General features: G+C 62.5%; 18 protein-coding genes. 2 read left to right on the top strand and 16 right to left on the bottom strand.

Annotated elements, in window-relative coordinates:
- Positions 1-53: 53 nt before the first annotated feature.
- From FA04_RS22540 to osmF, 12 genes are all read right to left on the bottom strand, one after another.
- Positions 54-449, bottom strand: coding sequence for a VOC family protein (locus tag FA04_RS22540; RefSeq protein WP_034799542.1), 396 nt, complete (start codon positions 447-449; stop codon positions 54-56).
- 126 nt (positions 450-575) lie between these two features.
- On the bottom strand, positions 576-1,352 hold the full coding sequence (locus FA04_RS22535) for a helix-turn-helix transcriptional regulator (protein ID WP_034799539.1): 777 nt from the start codon (positions 1,350-1,352) through the stop codon (positions 576-578).
- 152 nt (positions 1,353-1,504) lie between these two features.
- Entirely contained in the window at positions 1,505-2,638 is a 1,134-nt protein-coding gene (locus FA04_RS22530; RefSeq protein WP_034799536.1) for an ABC transporter ATP-binding protein, read from the bottom strand.
- Between the two features lie 95 nt (positions 2,639-2,733).
- On the bottom strand, positions 2,734-3,963 hold the full coding sequence (locus FA04_RS22525) for an ABC transporter substrate-binding protein (protein WP_034799533.1): 1,230 nt from the start codon (positions 3,961-3,963) through the stop codon (positions 2,734-2,736).
- A gap of 38 nt (positions 3,964-4,001) precedes the next feature.
- Positions 4,002-4,859, bottom strand: coding sequence for a carbohydrate ABC transporter permease (locus tag FA04_RS22520; protein WP_034799530.1), 858 nt, complete (start codon positions 4,857-4,859; stop codon positions 4,002-4,004).
- Positions 4,856-5,740, bottom strand: a complete 885-nt coding sequence (locus tag FA04_RS22515; protein ID WP_034799524.1) for a carbohydrate ABC transporter permease — start codon at positions 5,738-5,740, stop codon at positions 4,856-4,858. The genes FA04_RS22520 and FA04_RS22515 overlap by 4 nt, the downstream gene beginning before the upstream one ends.
- Before the next feature lie 13 nt (positions 5,741-5,753).
- Positions 5,754-6,911: a Gfo/Idh/MocA family protein gene (locus tag FA04_RS22510; RefSeq protein ID WP_034799520.1), complete on the bottom strand. Its 1,158-nt coding sequence runs from the start codon at positions 6,909-6,911 to the stop codon at positions 5,754-5,756.
- 241 nt (positions 6,912-7,152) lie between these two features.
- On the bottom strand, positions 7,153-7,965 hold the full coding sequence (locus FA04_RS22505; protein WP_051659495.1) for a pirin family protein: 813 nt from the start codon (positions 7,963-7,965) through the stop codon (positions 7,153-7,155).
- 79 nt (positions 7,966-8,044) lie between these two features.
- The gene (locus FA04_RS22500; protein WP_034799517.1) at positions 8,045-8,782 is read right to left on the bottom strand and encodes an ABC transporter permease; all 738 of its coding nucleotides are present in this window, start codon (positions 8,780-8,782) and stop codon (positions 8,045-8,047) included.
- On the bottom strand, positions 8,782-9,720 hold the full coding sequence (locus tag FA04_RS22495; protein WP_034799514.1) for an ABC transporter ATP-binding protein: 939 nt from the start codon (positions 9,718-9,720) through the stop codon (positions 8,782-8,784). The genes FA04_RS22500 and FA04_RS22495 overlap by 1 nt, the downstream gene beginning before the upstream one ends.
- Complete coding sequence (locus FA04_RS22490) at positions 9,717-10,886, bottom strand: ABC transporter permease (RefSeq protein ID WP_034799511.1); 1,170 nt, start codon at positions 10,884-10,886, stop codon at positions 9,717-9,719. The genes FA04_RS22495 and FA04_RS22490 overlap by 4 nt, the downstream gene beginning before the upstream one ends.
- 99 nt (positions 10,887-10,985) lie before the next feature.
- Complete coding sequence (osmF, locus tag FA04_RS22485) at positions 10,986-11,897, bottom strand: glycine betaine ABC transporter substrate-binding protein OsmF (protein WP_034799508.1); 912 nt, start codon at positions 11,895-11,897, stop codon at positions 10,986-10,988.
- A 335-nt stretch (positions 11,898-12,232) separates the two neighbouring features.
- Between osmF and FA04_RS22480 the strand changes: the two genes are divergently transcribed.
- Both FA04_RS22480 and FA04_RS22475 read left to right on the top strand, forming a co-directional pair.
- Positions 12,233-12,700, top strand: a complete 468-nt coding sequence (locus FA04_RS22480; RefSeq protein WP_034799505.1) for a membrane protein — start codon at positions 12,233-12,235, stop codon at positions 12,698-12,700.
- A complete protein-coding gene (locus FA04_RS22475; protein WP_034799502.1) occupies positions 12,697-14,073 on the top strand; it encodes an FAD-containing oxidoreductase in 1,377 nt (458 codons plus the stop codon). Before FA04_RS22480 ends, FA04_RS22475 begins: the two co-directional genes overlap by 4 nt.
- Positions 14,074-14,099: 26 nt before the next feature.
- Here the strand turns inward: FA04_RS22475 and FA04_RS22470 are convergent, their stop codons facing one another.
- The 4 genes from FA04_RS22470 to FA04_RS22455 are packed head-to-tail and all read right to left on the bottom strand — an operon-like array spanning position 14,100 to position 17,455.
- Entirely contained in the window at positions 14,100-15,251 is a 1,152-nt protein-coding gene (locus FA04_RS22470) for a M20 aminoacylase family protein (RefSeq protein ID WP_034799498.1), read from the bottom strand.
- A gap of 10 nt (positions 15,252-15,261) precedes the next feature.
- Entirely contained in the window at positions 15,262-16,026 is a 765-nt protein-coding gene (locus FA04_RS22465; RefSeq protein WP_034799495.1) for an ABC transporter ATP-binding protein, read from the bottom strand.
- Positions 16,027-16,040: 14 nt separating this feature from the next.
- Entirely contained in the window at positions 16,041-16,742 is a 702-nt protein-coding gene (locus FA04_RS22460; protein WP_034799492.1) for an ABC transporter permease, read from the bottom strand.
- The gene (locus FA04_RS22455) at positions 16,742-17,455 is read right to left on the bottom strand and encodes an ABC transporter permease (RefSeq protein WP_034799489.1); all 714 of its coding nucleotides are present in this window, start codon (positions 17,453-17,455) and stop codon (positions 16,742-16,744) included. The genes FA04_RS22460 and FA04_RS22455 overlap by 1 nt, the downstream gene beginning before the upstream one ends.
- Positions 17,456-17,495: the final 40 nt, after the last annotated feature.

The following is a 17,495-nucleotide window of genomic DNA, read 5'->3' as shown; positions in this document are numbered from 1 at the left end:
GTGGGCTCCTCCTGAGTCATGGCGTTCGTGGGTTGCGTGGTCGGGCCGGGCGGCTAGGCGGGCGTGGCGGAACAGAGTTCGACAAGGCAGCCGTTGAGATCGCGAACATAGCCGACCACTTGCCCCGACGGCTTTTCTTCCGGCGGCTTCACCGGCGATGCTCCGGCCGAAACAGCCTTTTCATAGGCCTCGTGCGGTGCAGAGCAGACCAGCGCGATTTCGAACCCGGCGGCAAGATCGCTCCTGCGGTTCGCGCGAACAGCAAGACCATTCAGCTCCGCCATGGTTTCGCTGGCAAAGGCCAGAGCCGTCACACCCGTCTCCATCTCCGCATAGAGGCTGCTTTCGTGTACGAACCTGCGCTTCAGACCAAAGGCAGCCTCATAAAACGAGACCGTTGCCGGCACATCGGGAACATAGAGGATTGTGTATCCGAAACGGACGGCCATGGTTCGTCTCCAAGGGTTACTCGCCGCCGAAGTCGGCAACGCGCTAAGCGCGCTACCCGAAGCAGCGCGAACGGTTACGGGCGATCATCATTCATTGCCAGGCTCTGATCTTGAACAATTCGGACATCAGTCCGAGATCGTCACCAGTGTGACTTCGGGCAAGCGCGCCGGCGAGAACCCGCCCAGGCGCCGGAAGACCCGGGTCATGTGGGATTGGTCGGCGAAACCGGCTTCGAACGCGGCATCCGCAGGACTGAGATGGTGATCCCGCAACAGCCGCAAGGCGCGATGGAACTGGATGATGGCGGCAAACGCCTTCGGCGTGAGCCCAGTTGCGCGAAGGAGAACGCGTCTGGCGGTGCGCTCGGAGACACCGTGCATCGCGGCAAGCTCGGCGATGCGCAGCCGCCCGCCCGAGGCGTGCAGCGCGCTTATGATGTTGCGGCCGAGCGGCGCCACTTCAAAGTCGCTCTCGGCATCACGCTTGCGGACAAACCGCACCAGGCGGCCGGCAAGCTCCTGCTGGTCCGATGCCGGCACGCAAAGGGCGGCCATGTCGGGCCATTGACCCAGAACCGCTGCGCCGATCAGGGCGTCACCGTGCAACCGGATCGGCTCCAGGCCCAGAATTCTCTGGAAATGGCCAGGTCGCAGGCGCACGCCGACGAAGGCGGCGCCGGGTTCCAGCGGAACATCGCAATAGCCCGTGGTTGGACCGGTCACGATCGGCGTCAGCTCGCGGAGTGGCAGGGCGTTCAGCGCAAATCGGAGGATGATGTCGCATCGCCCATCCGGCAGGACCCGGTAGCTGCCCTCGTTGCGACTGACAGACGCCCAGACGGCTTCGATCCCGGCATTGGCGTCGGCCAGATGGGGAAGTTCCGTATAGCGGCCAAGCGTCATGATGCTCTATCCAAGTGCGCTTGATCGCCTTTGAATAGAGGGCGTCGGCGACCGGCAATCCTTACAGGTAGAGCTGCCGGATATCCAGCCACAACGGCCAAACACTGGCCGCGCCCTGATTGGCCGCGACCATGATCCTGGCTTCGACGACGTCAGGCAGCCGCGGGGTCGAGCACGCCCATATCGATGTCGGTCAACTCGACGCGACGTTCGAGCGCGAGGCCAGCCTCGTCGAACAGGTGGCAATCGACTGCCTTGATGCCTGTCTGGATGGTCTCCTCCGGTCGCACAGCTGCTGTTCCCGGCAGCATGGCACAGAAGTTCTCGCCCTCACCACCGATAGCCGCATAGGCGACCGTATGGGCGCCGAGCCGTTCGATGACCGTTGGCGTCACCTTGAGGGTCAGGTCGCCGGACCCGAGCATGATATGCTCCGGCCGCACGCCAAGCGTCAGCGTGCGCCCGGCAAGGCCGCTTTGCGGGGTGACGGGGATGACCGCCGTCTGCCCCTTGTAATCGACCTCGACGCCGGCATCGCTGACGCCCTTGCAGGTGACCGGCAGGAAGTTCATCTTCGGGTTGCCGATGAAGCCGGCAACGAAGGTATTGGCCGGCTTGTGGTAGAGCTCGAGCGGCGCGCCGGTCTGGGCAATCTCACCGGCATTGAGAACGACGATCCGGTCCGCCATCGTCATCGCTTCGACCTGGTCGTGCGTGACGTAGATCATCGTTGCTTTCAGTTGCCGGTGCAGTTTCGCCAGTTCGATGCGCATGTCGGCCCGAAGGGCCGCATCGAGGTTTGAGAGCGGCTCGTCAAATAGGAAGATCTTCGGCTCGCGCACGATCGCCCGCCCGATCGCGACACGTTGGCGCTGGCCACCCGAAAGCATCCCCGGCTTCTGCTGCAGCCGCTGGTCCAGGTGCAGGATGCGCGCGGCATGCTCCACCTTGGCTTTCAATTTCTCCTCGGCCATCTTTTCCACGCGAAGCGGAAAGGCGATGTTCTCGAAGACCGACATGTGCGGATAGAGCGCGTAGGACTGGAAGACCATGGCGATCCCGCGCTTGACCGGCGGCAGATCGTTGACGCGCTTGTTCTCGATCAGGATGTCCCCCGAGCTGGTCTCGTCGAGACCAGCGATCATCCTGAGCAAGGTCGATTTGCCGCAACCGGAGGGCCCGACGAAAACGACGAACTCACCGTTCCTGACTTCGAGGTCGATGCTTTTCAGCACCTCGAACGTCCCGTAGAATTTCTGAACCCGATTGAGATTGAGCTGTCCCAAGAAACTGTCTCCGGCCACCGGCGAGAAGCGGCTCATTTATAGCAGAGTTAGGTGGGGCCGCGAACCGATCTTGTCGGCGCGCGGCCCCGGTGGCCTTACTTGTATTCTTCGAGGCTGGAAGCCGCCTTCTTCAAGGCGTCGGCCGGCTCAGCCTTTCCGGTCACGACCGACTGAACCATCTCGATGATGACGTTCTGGAAGCCCTTGTAGTCGGTAAAGAGCGGCTCGGGACCACCATAGGTGATGCCGTCGATGAACGGCTTCCAATAGGGATCCTTCTTGACGAACTCATCGACCATCGGCGACGGACGCAGCGGCGTCAGGCCAGCGCCGCCCTGAAGCTCGTATTCGCCCTGCGGTCCTGGCGAGGTGATGAACTTGGCGAATTCGATCGCCTTCTCCTCAACGCCCGAGCCCTTGAAAATCGCCAGGCTGTCGGTGATGAGCAGCGTGCCCTCGCCCTTTGCTTCCGGGCCGAGCGGCAGCGGTGCTACGCCCCAGTTGACCTTGGTTTCCTTCAGGCGCGTTGCGGCACCCGAGCCCGCCTGGATCATGCCGACCTTGCCGTCAAGGAAGATGGCGCGGATTTCGTTCTGTTCGTAGGCGGTGGCGCCTTCAACAGAGAAAGGCGTGATGTCCTTGTAGGCCTGCAGCGCTGCGAGCACCTGCGGGCTGTCGATGACGATCTTGTCGCCGTCGATGACCTTGCCGTTGTTGGTGTACACCCAGTGCATGAACTGGTGCATGGTGTTGTCGAAGGTCTTGGCCGGCAGGCCGTAACCGGCAATGCCGGTCTTTTCCTTGATCGTCTTGGCGAATTCGATCTCTTCAGCCCAGGTCTTCGGCGGCGTTTCCGGATCGAGGCCGGCCTGCTTGAACAGGTCCTTGTTCCAGTAGAGCGCCTTGGTCGAGAAGGCGATCGGAACGCCCCACTGGTTGTCGTCGAAGGTCACGGTATCGACGATGTTGGGGTAGTAGGTCTTCTTTTCGTCGTCCGTCATCGGCACGGGAACGATAAGGTCGTTCTGTGCAAATTCCTTCAGCGTGCGCGACCCGACATAGGCCATGGCGACCGGTGTGCCGGCGGCGGCAAGGGTCGTTGCCTTGTCCTGGCACTGGGCCCAGCCGACGACTTCAGGCGTTACCTTCCAGCCCGGGTTCTTCTCTTCCCACTGCTTGATGTACTTCTGGTGGACCGCATCCATGGTGTCGCCGCAGTAGATCCAGCTGATCTCCTGGTCGGCCGCCTTGGCGGTCACGGCGCCCAGCGCGGTCGAGCCGAGCAGGGCAAGGGCGAGCACCCCCGTCTTGAATTGAATAGACACGTTTTTATGCTCCCGTTCTCTGGTGGTTGACTTAAGTCTTATTGTTTCACCGCGCCCGCGGTGAGCCCGCTGACGAGATAGCGTTGCAAGAGGAAGATCACGACGACGGCCGGCGCGATGCCGACGAAGCTTGCCGCCATCAGTTCGTTCCAGACCACTTCCTGGCGTCCGAAATAGGCAAACAGCCCGACAGGAAGCGGCATGTATTCGCTCTTGGAATTGAAGGTCAGCGCGTAGATAAACTGCTGAGCATAGGCGCCGATGAAGGTGGTGATCGCCACCACGGTGATGCCGGGCATGGCGATCGGCAGGATCACCCGGCGCAGCGTATAGAAGTGGCTGGCTCCGTCGACGAAGGCGGCCTCGTCCAGTTCACGCGGGATGCGCATCATGTAGGTGCGCAACAGCCAGATCGCCGACGGGATCAGGAAGGCAACGCCCGGCACGATCATGGCCAGATAGGTGTTGAGGACGCCGAAGGTGCGCATCAGCCGGAAGAGCGGGATCAGCAGCACCGCGCCCGAAAACATGTTGACGGCAAGGAATGCCCCCAAAAGCACGCCGGCGCCACGGAAGTTGAAGCGGGCGAAGGCATAGGCAGCGGGTATGACCAGCACCAGCACGATGGCCGTGACGATGGTGGAGATGAAGAAGGAATTGAAGATGTAGCGGGCAAAGCCCGGCACGCTCTCCCACATCGTAAAGTAGGCGGCGAACGAGCCGTTTTCCGGCCAGAAGCGATAGGGTGACGAGAACAGCAGCCCGAGCGGCTTCAGCGACACCAGAAAGCCCTCGACGAAGGGCGCCAGGATAAAGCACAGGAACACGAAGATACCGGCATAGATTCCGACAAGCTCGTACCAGCGGTAGCGATTGATCAGGGCAGGCTGGCTCATTTCTGTTCCCCCTGAGAAAGGCGGCTCGTCACCCGGAAATAGGCAAAGCAGAAGATCGACAGGAAGATGCAGATCAGCACGGCGCGCGCTGCCCCTTCGCCATACTTCTTCGACCCGATCGCGGTGCGATAGGTGTCGATGATCATCGTCGTCGTCTCACCGTTGGGTCCACCCTGGGTGAGGATCCAGATGATATCGAACGAGTTGAAGGTCGCGATCAGCGACAGCATCGACATGGTGATCAGCGACGGCACGAGCAGAGGCAACGTGATGCGGCGGAAGCGATAGAAACGCCCTGCCCCATCGGTCCACGCGGCCTCATAGAGATCCTGCGGGATCGCCTGCATGGCTGCCAGCATATAGAGCGTCACCAGCGGCACGCCGATCCACACGTCCGTGATGATCGTCGCCCAGAAGGCAGTCTCTCCGCGGGCGAGGAAGGCGATCGGCCCGTTCGACAACCCCATGTTCTGCAGCACGCCGGAGATCATCCCGAACTGGCCGTTGTACATCCAGCCCCACATGAAGATGCCGATGGCCATCGGCACGATCCATGGCGGCATGGTGAGCAGACGGAAAAGCGCCCGGCCGGGAACGGCCGCGTTCAGCATCGTTGCGCCGAAAACGCCGATGATCATCTTGATCGACACCGAAAAGAACGTCCAGATGAAGGTCCGGAAGATGACCTCGGCGAAGGTCTCGTTGAAGATCTTGTCGTAGTTGGTCCAGCCGACCCAATTGGTCGTCTTCTTCAGCGACGCGTCCGTAAACGACAGGATGAAGGTGTCGACCAGCGGATAGGCGACGATCACCGTGACGTAAAGAACAGCAGGAAGAAGCAGGATCCAGGCGAAGATGACTGTGCTGCGTTGAACACTCATCCGTCGCCTCCCCTTACGCCGCGCGGGAATGCAGGGCTTCGTCGAAACGGTCCCATATGGGCCGGAGGTCTATGACGCTCTTCTTGCGCCGAGCCTCGTCCATGGAGAGCGCCAGAATGCCGGCTTCCAGCGCATCGCGCGTCGAAACCGGCAGAGGTCGGCCGTCGCGGACGTGGCCGATGATGTCGGTTGCCATCTGCTCGTCGGCACCATAGTGCTGCGACAGTTCGGTGGCCTTGTACTTGTTCTCGATGACCTTCTTGCCGGTCAGCATCTCGTGTACGTCGAAGTAACCGCGGATGAAATCGCCCTCGGCCATGCCGCGCGAGCCCATGATGCAGAAGCGGCGGAACTGATCCGGCACGTTGAGATTGGTGTGGAAGTTCATGCCGACGCCGTTGGCGTATTCGACGATCGCCACCTGGTAGTCGATGATGTCGCCGTCGCTGTCGAACACCTTGTCGGACCCCATCCAGCCGCTCGGCTTGCGATGGAAGAGTTCGAGGTCGTTGATGCCTTCGCGGGCCGGGTCGTTGGCAGGGATGAAGCTCTTGCGGCCGCCAAAACTTGCGACGCGTTCCGGCCGGGCTCCGACGACGCCATTGTAGAGGTCGAGGTCGTGGCAGCATTTCTCCAGCATGAAGCTGCCGGAATAGCGCTCGTAGCGGCGCCAGTCGCGCATGAAGAAGGCGCCATGATAGGGCTCGATATGCTCGGAAGCCTCAATCGAGACCACCTGCCCTAGCTTGCCTTCGGCAAGCGCCTGGCGGAGGTCGCGGTACATCGGCGCGTAGCGCAGCACGAGACCGACCATCAGCCGTTCATGGCCAAACTTCGCCATCAGCGCTGCGAGTTCCAGGCTTTCCTGGATCGTCGTGACGATCGGTTTTTCGCTGAAGACCTTCAGGCCGGCTTCAAGGCCGATCCGGATGTGGTCGAGGTGCATGTGGTTGGGCGAGCCGATCATCAGGAGATCGAGCTTCTCGTTGGCGATCAGTTCTTCGGGCGTCGCGTAGGCCTTGCCAGGCGAGATGCCTTTTTCGGTGAGCGTGGCCAGACCGGCCGGGTTCGGATCGACGTATCCGGCGATTTCGAAGCTCTCGTCCATGGCCTTGAAGACATAGCCGAGATAACCCAAACGGAATCCGAGTCCGATGATGCCAACTTTCATGCTCGTCCTGTTCCCCTGCCTTTTGGCGTAATTTATTTTCGCAGACTGGGACAGTTTTTTCAGGCCGTCAACTCAAATCCGCATATTTTGTAAAATTGTGAAATTCATTTTCATATCTCAGGCAAATGCCGCCAAAGCAGGCATTCTACAGACAACCAAGAAGGGTGCACGCATCGCAACTCTACGGCAGGAGGAAAGCGGTCCAGACCACTGCACGTTGCGTGAGGGGTCGCTGATCCACTTAGCTCCTCCGTCGGAGACGATCGCGCAAGCGTAGCAGTGTCAGCAAGGTCCGCGCCAGAACGGGTGACGGGATCTTGGGATGATCGCCGACCGTCCCCTTGCGCGCTGCCGGCGCCCGCGGATCGATCAGGAACGCGACGATCAGCGCGTTGCCGATGCCGACGAGGTCCAATGGTCCGTCCGACTGGTGGAGCCCCTGATCTCCCTCGTCAAACCGGACGCCCCCGACTTCCAGCGAACCGGAGAACACATAGAAGTAAAGGTGCCTCCCCTCCTTCCGGGGAAACGCCACCTTTGCCGTCGCCTCGAGCCTGAGATCGAAGAAATCGATGGCGTTGCGCACGTAGAATGGCGCTCCCTCCCCCTCGGCCCCAACGAGATGCCGCCAGCAATTGAGGGGCGCCGGCTCGATCGGACCGTACTGAATGTTTGGCGGGAGATCGACGCTGTGGGGGCGCACGAGAATTTGCAGCATGCGCAGCGGAGGATCACCAGACAAGGTTTCCTCCGAATGCCAGAAGCTTTGCCCGGCGTTCATCACCATCAGATGCGCGCGATCGGTGACCAGTCTGCCGGTCGCCCGGTCGTCGTGGCGCATGACCCCTTCCGGCACCCATGACAGGATCTCGTCGTTCCTGTGCTCGTGCATGGCGACCAGCCTGCCAGGATCCAATATCGTTTCGGCGACCATCGCGAGCGGTCCGTAGCCATGGTCGCGCGGCCATGGCAACAGCCAGCCGGGCATGTTGAGCCTGACCTTGAATCCACCCATGTCCCTGACAACAGGACTTTTGGCGCCGCGGTAGAGCATCGGCCATCCTAACACGGGTAACGGCAGTTTGCTGAGACAGCCGGCCGATTGCCCGGTTGCGCATCTCCACCGCCTGCGCCTAGCGCCCCATCCGCGCGGCAAGCTTCCGCTCCGCCGCCTGCAACCCATCGTGCAAAAGCACCGCAAGCGTTGCGACGATCAGGCCGCCCTGGACGACGAAGGAAAGGTTGTTCGATTGCAGCCCGGCGATGATTACTTCGCCGAGTGTTTTTGCGGCGACCGTCGATCCGATCGTGGCGGTTGCCAGGCTGATGACGACCGAAAGCCGGATACCCGCCAGGATCACCGGCATCGCCAGCGGCAACTCCACCTTGAGAAGCCGCTGGCCGCTGGTCATGCCGGCGCCGCGCGCCGCCTCCATGACGGACGAAGGCAAGGTCGTCAGCCCCGTCAGCGCATTCTCGAAAATCGGCAGCAGGCCATAGAGAAAAAGCGCGATCAGCGTCGGCTTTTCGCCGAAACCGAAGATCGGAACAGCGAGCGCAAGAACCGCGACGGGCGGAAAGGTCTGACCGATATTCACCAGGCTGCGCGACAGCGGCAGGAATTCTGCTCCGGACGCGCGTGTGACGAGAATGGCAAGCGCAAGCGCAACCAGCGCGGCCGCTGCCACCGCCAGCGCCACCGTGCGCAGATGCAAGAACGTCAGGTGCAGCAGGCTTCCCTGGTTGTAGATGACAGGGGCGTTGTCCTGCACCAGCGGCCGCAGCAGCGGCTCGAACCAATGGGGCTGCAGCAGGAACGCGACGAGAACCAGGAAAACCGCGATGCGAATGAGAGTGGCGAGCTTCGGCATCAGGCTGGACCGGCCGCGCGTTTGGCCAACCCCTCCAGGCTGACCCTGCCGATTACGGCGCCGTCGGGACCTGCCACCGGCAACGCATCTCGTCCGGACCAGAGGAGTTCGGCCAGGGCTTCCCTTTGGCTGGCATCGCTCGATATCGGCGCGCCTTCGGCGGCCCCGGGCTCAACCGCGCTCGAGACCGGCGCGATCGCGAGCAGGCGGTAGGGCCGTTCGCCCGCCCCGATCAGGCTTTCGACGAAGGGCGTGGCCGGTTTCAGCAGCATTTCGGCGGGGGTCGCGTACTGCACCACTTTGCCCTTGTCCATGACGGCAATGCGATCGGCGAGGTGAAAGGCCTCTTCCATATCGTGGGTGACGAGAATGATCGTCGTCTGGAAGTGTTTCTGGATGGCAAGCAGGTCGTCCTGCGCCTTGGCGCGGATGATCGGATCGAGCGCCCCGAAGGGCTCGTCCATCAAGAGCACCTTCGGCTCGGCGGCAAGCGCCCGGGCAACGCCCACGCGCTGCTGCTGGCCGCCGGAAAGCTCGTGTGGGAAGCGTGGACCGAAATCTGCGGGATCGAGTTGGAAAAGGCGCAGGAGTTCTTCCACCTTCGCATCGATGCGCGCCCGTTCCCATCCGAGCAAGGTCGGCACGGTCGCGATGTTCTGGGCGACGGTGCGATGGGGAAACAGACCGTGCCCCTGGATTGCGTAGCCGATCCGCCGGCGCAACTCATAACCGGGCAGCGAACGATTGTCCTCGCCATCGAGACGGATCGCGCCCGAGGTCGGCTCAACCAGCCGGTTGACCATGCGCAAGAGCGTGGTCTTGCCGGAGCCGGAGGTGCCGACGACGACGGTGACGGTGCGCGGCGCGATCGTCAGGCTGACGTCGTCGACAACGGTGCTTTCGCCATATCGCTTGGTGATGTTCTCGATCTCGATCATGCGGCCTCTGCCTGCCTGGTGTTGGGTGTGGCCATCTCGATCACCGCGTCGAGCACGATCGCCGCGCCGAACGCCAGCACGACCGTCGGGACGGCGCCGAGCAGCACGAGGTCCATCGCGGTCTGACCGACGCCCTGAAAGACGAAGACGCCGAAGCCGCCGCCGCCGATCAACGCGGCAATGGTCGCAAGGCCGATATTCTGGACGAGCACGATGCGGATGCCGGTGAGGATCACCGGGAAGGCCAGCGGAAATTCGATGCCGACCAGCCGCTGCCAATCGGTCATGCCGATGCCACGCGCGGCATCATTCGCGTCCCGCGGAACGCCTGCCAGACCGACGACGGTGTTGGCGACGACAGGCAGCAGCGAATAGAGAAAGAGCGCAACAAAGGCCGGGGCAACACCGATGCCACGAATGCCGATGGCAGCCGCACCCGGCACATGGAGGGCGATCCAGCCGAGCGGCGCGATGAGAATGCCGAAGAGCGCAATCGACGGGATCGTCTGGATCGCGTTCAGGACGCCGAGCAACCCATCGCGCAGCCGCGTGACGCGGTGGCAGAGGATGCCGAGGGGGATGCCGACGAGGGTCGCAGCCACGAGCGAACCGAGCGCCAGGGTCACATGCTTGCGGCCCTCCGCCCAAAACGTGTCCACCCGGCTTGCATATTCCTTGAGAATCGACAGGCCGTCCCAGGCGCCGGCGAGAAGGATGGCCGAAGCAAAGGCCAGCACGACGGCGAGAACGACGATGCGCACGAAGGGCGCCGGGCGCAGTCGCGTCAAGGCGTCGGCGGCGAGCAACCCGAAGGCAAAGAGCATGATCCAGAAGCCCGAAGCCGGCGAGACGCGGGCATAGGTGTTGGCTTCGGGTGTCAGATGCGTGGCGGCAACGCCGATGCCGAGCGCCAGCGCGGCGAGCGCGACAAAGGCGGCAGCGAGACGCAGGTAAGCGGGCGATCGGACCAGCGCGACGATGACCGCGCAGACCACGATGCCCAGCAGCACGGCACTCCACCCCGCAGGCAGGGCGTCGGCCACCGACTTGACCTCACCGGCGACGATACGGTTGGCACGAAACGTTGCAAAAGGCGCTATGAAGGCGCCGCCGAGCGCCAGGGCCGCAATGATCGCTCCGAGCTTGTCAAAGCGGAGTGCTTTCAAACCACATTCCCTCCCCGCCTGTGCCGGCGCATCTCCGGCACCTGCAGGCCTATCCCCGGAACGCCAGCCATCCGACCAGCGTCCCCGATCTCCGTCAACTTATTTCAGAAAGCCGTTCTTCTTCAGGAAGTCCTCGGCGACCGCCTTGGCCGGTTCGCCGCCGACCTGCACGCGACCGTTCAGGTCTTGCAGCGTCACCAGGTCCAGTTTCTCGAACACGGGCTTCAAGAGTTCCTCGATCTGCGGGTTTTCCTTGAGCACCGCTTCGCGAATGATCGGGGCCGGCTGATAGACGGGCTGGACGGCCTTGTCGTCTTCCAGGACCACGAGGCCGGACGGGGCGATGCCGCCGTCGGTGCCATAGACCATGGCTGCGTTCGCACCGTTGGTCTGGTTTGCCGCGGCCGCGATCGTCGCCGCGGTATCACCGCCGGAAAGCGTGATCAGTTGGTCCTGCTTCAAGGTGAAGCCGTAGGTGGTTTGGAACGCCGGCAGTGCGGCGGCCGAATTCACGAATTCCGACGACGCCGCCAGCACGACCTTGCCGCCGCCAGCGATGTACTTGCCGAAATCGCTCAGCGTCTTCAGCTTGTTTTCGTCGGCGACTTCCTTGCGCAGGCCGATCGCCCAGGTGTTGTTGGCCGGCGATGGCGTCAGCCAGACGATCTTGTTGACATCGTAGTCTAGCTTCTTGGCCGTCTGGTAACCCTTGGCAGCATCCTTCCAGACCGGATCGTCGGCCTTTTCGAAGAAGAAGGCGGCATTGCCCGTATATTCCGGATAGATGTCGATCTCGCCGGCGGTGATCGCCTTGCGTACGACCGGCGTCGCCCCAAGCTGGACGCGATCGACCGTCTTGATGTTGTTGGCGTTGAGCACGGCAAGGATGATGTTGCCAAGCACCCCGCCCTCCGTGTCGATCTTCGAGGATACGACCACATCGGCGCTCGCCGCCGCGGCAGTCATGGTCAAGGCAAGGGCAGTTCCGATAAGCAGTCTGGTCAGGCGCATAGGTTTCTCCTCGGATTTCGATGCGCAAGTTTGATCACGGAACGTCCGCTCCGTCGGGGCAAGCCATTCCATATATGTCAGCCCCCGGCAAAAAATAGGGTTGCATCCAGGGACTGTGGCAGGCGAATATTTTCCTACATTGATAAACACGATCGAAAGCATAGACTACCGTTTATGGCGGTAGCTGATTGGGCGTTGCAATCGCCGGCGTTGTCGGCCACTCTGATCGCGGCCCGCCAGAAACATCCGCTTTCACTCTTGGTTGCGATGCCGCTCGACCCGAACCGCTTGGGGGCTGGTGGCTTGGGTTCGCCCGGCGAACGTTCGGGGACACGATGTCGATCTATTTTCTGACGCTCATTATCGGCGTGGTCGCTGGCCTGCGCACCATGACCGCACCCGCCGCCGTCAGTATTGGCGCAGCCGCGGGATGGCTGCCGCTCAGCGGTACCTGGGCGGCCTTCATGGGCTTTCGCTTCACACCTTACATCTTCGGCCTCCTGGCCCTAGTTGAGTTCGTCACCGACCAATTGCCGAGCACACCGAGCCGAAAGGTGCCGCAACAGTTCGGCGCCCGCATCGTCAGCGGCGCGTTCTGCGGGGCCGCGCTCGGATTGACCGGACATGCTATGCTCCAAGGATTGGTCGCCGGCGTCATCGGTGCCGTCATCGGCACGCTCGGCGGCTATGAAGCCCGCAAGCGCCTCGTCGCGGCCATCGGCGGCAAGGACCTGCCGATCGCCCTTCTCGAGGATGCTGTTGCCGTTCTCCTCGCACTCTGGGTGGTGTCCTCGGTCTCATGACGAAACATTTCGACGCAATCATCATCGGTGCCGGCCAGGCCGGCCCATCGCTTGCCGGCCGGCTGACGGCAGCGGGCAAAACCGTCGCGCTGATCGAGCGCAAGCACTTCGGCGGCACCTGCGTCAACACCGGCTGCATGCCGACCAAGGCGATGGTCGCGAGCGCCTATGCCGCGCATCTGGCGCGACGGGGCGCGGACTATGGCGTGACGACCGGTCCCATCACCATCGACTTTACCCGCGTCATGGCGCGCAAGGACACGGTGCGGTTCACGTCCCGGGGAAACATCGAAAACTGGCTGAAAGGCATGGAGAACTGCACAGTCTTCGAAGGCCATGCGCGCTTCGAAAGCCCGCATGAGATCCGAGTCGGCGCCGCGCTGCTCTCGGCCGACCAGATCTTTCTGAATGTCGGCGGACGCGCCGCAACCCCGGATTTCCCTGGTGTCGCGGAGGTGCCCTATCTCACCAACGTCTCGATCATGGATCTCGACACCCTGCCCCGCCACCTGATCGTCGTCGGCGGCAGCTATATCGGACTCGAGTTTGCGCAGATGTTCCGTCGCTTCGGCTCCGAGGTCACCGTAATCGAGAAGGGGCCGCGGTTGATCGGCCGGGAGGATGCGGACGTTTCAGACGCCATTCTCGCGATCCTCGAAAAAGAGGGCATCCAGTTTCGCCTCAATGCCGAATGCATCCGCTTTGCCAGGAGCGGCGACGATGTCGTCGCCGGCGTGGATTGCACGGCGGGCGCACCCGAGATCGTCGGCTCTCACCTGCTGCTGGCAACCGGCCGCCGGCCGAACACGGACGACCTCGATCTCGGCCGGAGCGGCGTCAAGACTGACGCCCGCGGCTATGTTGAAGTCGACGAGACGCTTAAGACCAACGTGCCGCACATCTTCGCGATGGGTGATTGCAACGGTCGCGGCGCCTTCACCCACACGGCCTATAACGACTTCGAGATCATCGCCGCCAATCTGCTCGACGGAGAGGCGCGGAAGGTCAGCGATCGCATTTCAACCTACGGCCTCTTCATCGATCCGCCGCTCGGCCGCGCCGGCATGACCGAGACCGAGGCGCGCAAGTCGGGGCGCAAGCTGCTCATCGGTACGAGGCCGATGACCCGCGTCGGCCGCGCCGTGGAAAAGGGCGAGACTGAAGGCTTCATGAAGGTGATCGTCGACGCCGACAGCAAGGAGATCCTCGGTGCATCGATCCTCGGAACGAGCGGCGACGAGGCTGTGCAGAGCATCCTCGACGTGATGTATGCGGGCAAGCCCTACACGACGATCACGCACGCGGTTCATATCCACCCAACCGTGTCGGAACTGATCCCGACGGTCTTCGGCGACCTGCACCCGGCCACCTGAGCGGCCGGGCAATTGATGCCGCGCGCTTAAACGAGCGCTGCGCGTGCGAGCTGGTAGAAATAGGTCGCGCCGCGCTCAAGGATGTCGTCGTTGAAATCGTAGCGGGTTGTGTGCAGCCCGCTGCTGTCGCCATTGCCGATCAGCACATAGGCGCCCGGCACCTTTTCCAGCAGGAAGGAGAAGTCCTCGCTGCCCATCAGCGGCTCGGGCAGTTCGACATAGGCATCCGCGCCGAATGTGTCGGCGATCACCGCACGCGCATCCTCGACCGCCTCAGCATCGTTGATCGTCGCGGGATACCCGACCTGCCAGTCAAAGACGGCTTCGGCGTTGTAGCTTTCCGCCTGCAGGCGGGCGACCTGCTCGACGCGCTCCTGCAACTGCTTGCGGACAACAGGATCCATCGCGCGCATGCTGATTTCCAGCACTGCGGTATCCGGAATGATATTCGAGGCCGAACCCGCCTGGAACGAGCCGACCGTCAACACGGACGGCTGGTGCGGCGACACATTGCGCGACACCAGCGTCTGCAGCGCCATCACCACGCTGGAACCGACGACGACCGGGTCGACCGTCAGTTCCGGCTGGGCGCCGTGGCCGCCCTTACCCTTGATCGTCAGCGTCAGCACGTCGATCGATGCCGCCATGGCACCGGCGCGGCTGGAGAACTGGCCGACCGGAAGACCCGGCCAGTTGTGAAGCGCATAGACCCGCTCGCAAGGGAAGCGCTCGAAAAGGCCGTCTTCGATCATCAGCTTGCCGCCGCCGAAGTTTTCCTCGGCCGGCTGGAAGATCAAATGAACCGTACCGTTGAAGCTTTCGTCCTTCGACAGCGCCCAGGCGGCACCGAGCAGCATGCTGGTGTGGCCGTCATGGCCGCAGGCATGCATCGCGCCCGGATGCTTGCTCTGGTAAGCAAGACCGGTCTCTTCGTGCATCGGGAGCGCGTCCATGTCGGCGCGAAAGCCGATGGCGCGGTTGCTGTTGCCACGCTTCAGCGTTGCAACGATGCCGGTTATCGCAAGACCGCGCGTAACCTCGAAACCCCAGGACTGCAGCAGTCCCGCAACGAACTCCGAGGTCTTCACCTCGGAAAGGCCGATCTCGGGCATTTCGTGCAGCTTGTGGCGGATATCGACGAGTTCGGGCAGGAACTCGGAAAAATTGGTGTCGCGCATCGGGGTTTCCTCAAGCCATCTGCAGGAACTGGCGCAGGCGCGCCGATTGCGGGTCACGCATCATCTGCTGGGGGGCGCCGCGTTCTTCGACCAAACCCTTGTGCAGGAAGATCACTTCGCTGGAGATATCACGGGCGAGTGACATTTCGTGGGTGACCATCACCATGGTGCGGCCCTCTTCGGCAAGCTTCTTGATGACGAGCAGCACCTCGTTGACGAGTTCCGGATCAAGCGCCGAGGTCGGCTCGTCGAAAAGCATCACCTCAGGCTTCATTGCCAACGCGCGGGCGATTGCCGCGCGCTGCTGCTGACCGCCCGAGAGCTGATTCGGATAGTGGTCGCGCTTGGGCGTGATGCCGACCTTCTCCATCAGCAGTTCGGCTTCGCCGATCGCATCCTTCTTGGTCATGCCGAGCACGTGGATCGGCCCTTCGATGATGTTTTCGAGAATGGTCTTGTGGGACCAGAGATTGAAGCTCTGGAACACCATGCCGAGGCGCGTGCGGATATGTTCGAGCTGCCGCTTGTCGGCTGCATGGAACTTGCCGTCCTTGCCCTTGATGGTGCGGATCACCTCGCCGGAGACGGAGATCTCGCCCTCGTCCGGCGTCTCCAGATAGTTGATGCAGCGCAGAAGCGTGCTCTTGCCCGAGCCGCTGCTGCCGATCAGCGAGATGACGTCGCCGGACTTCGCCTCGAAGGAGACGCCTTTCAGCACCTCGACGGATCCGAAGCTCTTGTGAATGTTGTTTACGGAAAGCGCTGATGCAGCCATGTCCGTTCCTCCTCTTATGCCTTCGCCGTGCGGTAGCGCGTCAGCCGCTTCTCGACCACGCCCATGACGCGCGTCAGGATGAACACGACGGTGAAATAGATGATGCCGGCGGTAATCAGCGGTTCGAAGATCAGCAGCGACTGGCGCTGCAGCATGCGGGCGGTGCCCATGACCTCAAGAATGGTGATGGTCGAGGCAAGCGACGTCGTCTTCAGCAGGATGATCAGGTCACCCGTCAAAACCGGCAGGCACGAGCGGAACGCCTGCGGCAGGGTGATGCGGCGCAGGACCATCGACGAGCGCATGCCGATCGATTTTGCCGCCTCGATCTGGCCGCGCGGGATCGCCTTGATCGCGCCGCGGATGACCTCGGCATTGTAGGACGCCTGGTTGAGGCTGAGTGCAAAGATCGCATACCACAGGCCGTCACGCAGATAGGGCCAGAGGAAGCTATGGCGCACCCAGGTGCCGGGTAGGATTTGCCCGAGGCCGTAATAGATCAGGTAGATCTGCACCAAAAGCGGCGTACCACGGAAGGCGAAGGTAAAGACATAGGCCGGAACCGAAAGCACGCGGCGACCGGAAAGCCGGGCGAGCGCCACGAGCGTGCCTATGACGAGGCCGAAGACGCCGGCGACCGCCGTCAGAAGCAGCGTGAGCGGTGTCGCCTTGATCAGCGCCGGCAGGAAGCCAACGACGTTGGAGATCGTTTCCATCAGTTGTGCCCCCGATTGAGGCGGCGCTCGATCTGGGCGATCACCAGGACGGACACGAGCGTAATTGCCAGAAACAGAATGGCCGTCAGCCCGTAGAAGAAGATGTACTGCTTGGTGCCTGCCGCCGCGCGATAGCCCGTGTAGAGCAGCTCGCTGAAGGAGCCGAGCACGCTGATGATGGCGCTTTCCTTGGTGATAGACAGCCAGAGATTGCCCATGCCGGGGACCGCGTGGCGCATCATCTGCGGGAAGATGATGCGGGTGAAGACCTTGCGCCTGTTCATGCCGATCGAAACCGCCGCCTCGATCTGGCCCGGCGGCACGGAGAGGAAGGCCGAGCGCAGCACCTCGGTCATGAAGGCGCCGGAAACAAAGGCGAGCGCGATGATCGCCGCCCAGAACGAGCTGAACTGAAAGGTTTCGGCAACGAGCCCGAAGTGCTTCAACAGCCGCTCGGCACCGCTCGCGACCGAGAAATAGAGAAGCAGGATGACGAGCAACTCAGGCAGCGAGCGCACGACCGTCGTGTAGATATCGGCAAGGAAACGCGGGATCCGGTGCTTCGACAGTTTGCCGGCAGCGCCCAGGAAGCCGAAGAGAACCGCAACCGCATAGGCGACCACGGAGACCTGCAGGGTCATCACCAGGCCCCAGGCGAAATCGTCGCCCCAGCCCTCGCCGCCCCAGGCAAGCAATTGCCAGTAATAGTCCATCCGTCGTTACCTGTTCCCGATTGTCTCGTCAGCCCCTACG

Origin of the sequence: Ensifer adhaerens, assembly GCF_000697965.2 — a bacterium.
In the GTDB taxonomy this organism is placed as follows: Bacteria; Pseudomonadota; Alphaproteobacteria; order Rhizobiales; family Rhizobiaceae; genus Ensifer; species Ensifer adhaerens.
The sequence above is the reverse complement of the archived record's forward strand: the minus strand, read 5'-3'. Positions and strand labels throughout refer to the sequence as shown.

What these genes read in the sequence shown, in the direction of transcription:
- FA04_RS22540 (WP_034799542.1), bottom strand. Translation starts at nt 449, where the DNA reads ATGGCCGTCCGTTTCGGATACACAATCCTCTATGTTCCCGATGTGCCG.
- FA04_RS22535 (WP_034799539.1), bottom strand. Translation starts at nt 1,352, where the DNA reads ATGACGCTTGGCCGCTATACGGAACTTCCCCATCTGGCCGACGCCAAT.
- FA04_RS22520 (WP_034799530.1), bottom strand. Translation starts at nt 4,859, where the DNA reads ATGAGCCAGCCTGCCCTGATCAATCGCTACCGCTGGTACGAGCTTGTC.
- FA04_RS22515 (WP_034799524.1), bottom strand. Translation starts at nt 5,740, where the DNA reads ATGAGTGTTCAACGCAGCACAGTCATCTTCGCCTGGATCCTGCTTCTT.
- FA04_RS22510 (WP_034799520.1), bottom strand. Translation starts at nt 6,911, where the DNA reads ATGAAAGTTGGCATCATCGGACTCGGATTCCGTTTGGGTTATCTCGGC.
- FA04_RS22505 (WP_051659495.1), bottom strand. Translation starts at nt 7,965, where the DNA reads ATGCTCTACCGCGGCGCCAAAAGTCCTGTTGTCAGGGACATGGGTGGA.
- FA04_RS22500 (WP_034799517.1), bottom strand. Translation starts at nt 8,782, where the DNA reads ATGCCGAAGCTCGCCACTCTCATTCGCATCGCGGTTTTCCTGGTTCTC.
- FA04_RS22495 (WP_034799514.1), bottom strand. Translation starts at nt 9,720, where the DNA reads ATGATCGAGATCGAGAACATCACCAAGCGATATGGCGAAAGCACCGTT.
- osmF (WP_034799508.1), bottom strand. Translation starts at nt 11,897, where the DNA reads ATGCGCCTGACCAGACTGCTTATCGGAACTGCCCTTGCCTTGACCATG.
- FA04_RS22480 (WP_034799505.1), top strand. Translation starts at nt 12,233, where the DNA reads ATGTCGATCTATTTTCTGACGCTCATTATCGGCGTGGTCGCTGGCCTG.
- FA04_RS22475 (WP_034799502.1), top strand. Translation starts at nt 12,697, where the DNA reads ATGACGAAACATTTCGACGCAATCATCATCGGTGCCGGCCAGGCCGGC.
- FA04_RS22470 (WP_034799498.1), bottom strand. Translation starts at nt 15,251, where the DNA reads ATGCGCGACACCAATTTTTCCGAGTTCCTGCCCGAACTCGTCGATATC.
- FA04_RS22465 (WP_034799495.1), bottom strand. Translation starts at nt 16,026, where the DNA reads ATGGCTGCATCAGCGCTTTCCGTAAACAACATTCACAAGAGCTTCGGA.
- FA04_RS22460 (WP_034799492.1), bottom strand. Translation starts at nt 16,742, where the DNA reads ATGGAAACGATCTCCAACGTCGTTGGCTTCCTGCCGGCGCTGATCAAG.
- FA04_RS22455 (WP_034799489.1), bottom strand. Translation starts at nt 17,455, where the DNA reads ATGGACTATTACTGGCAATTGCTTGCCTGGGGCGGCGAGGGCTGGGGC.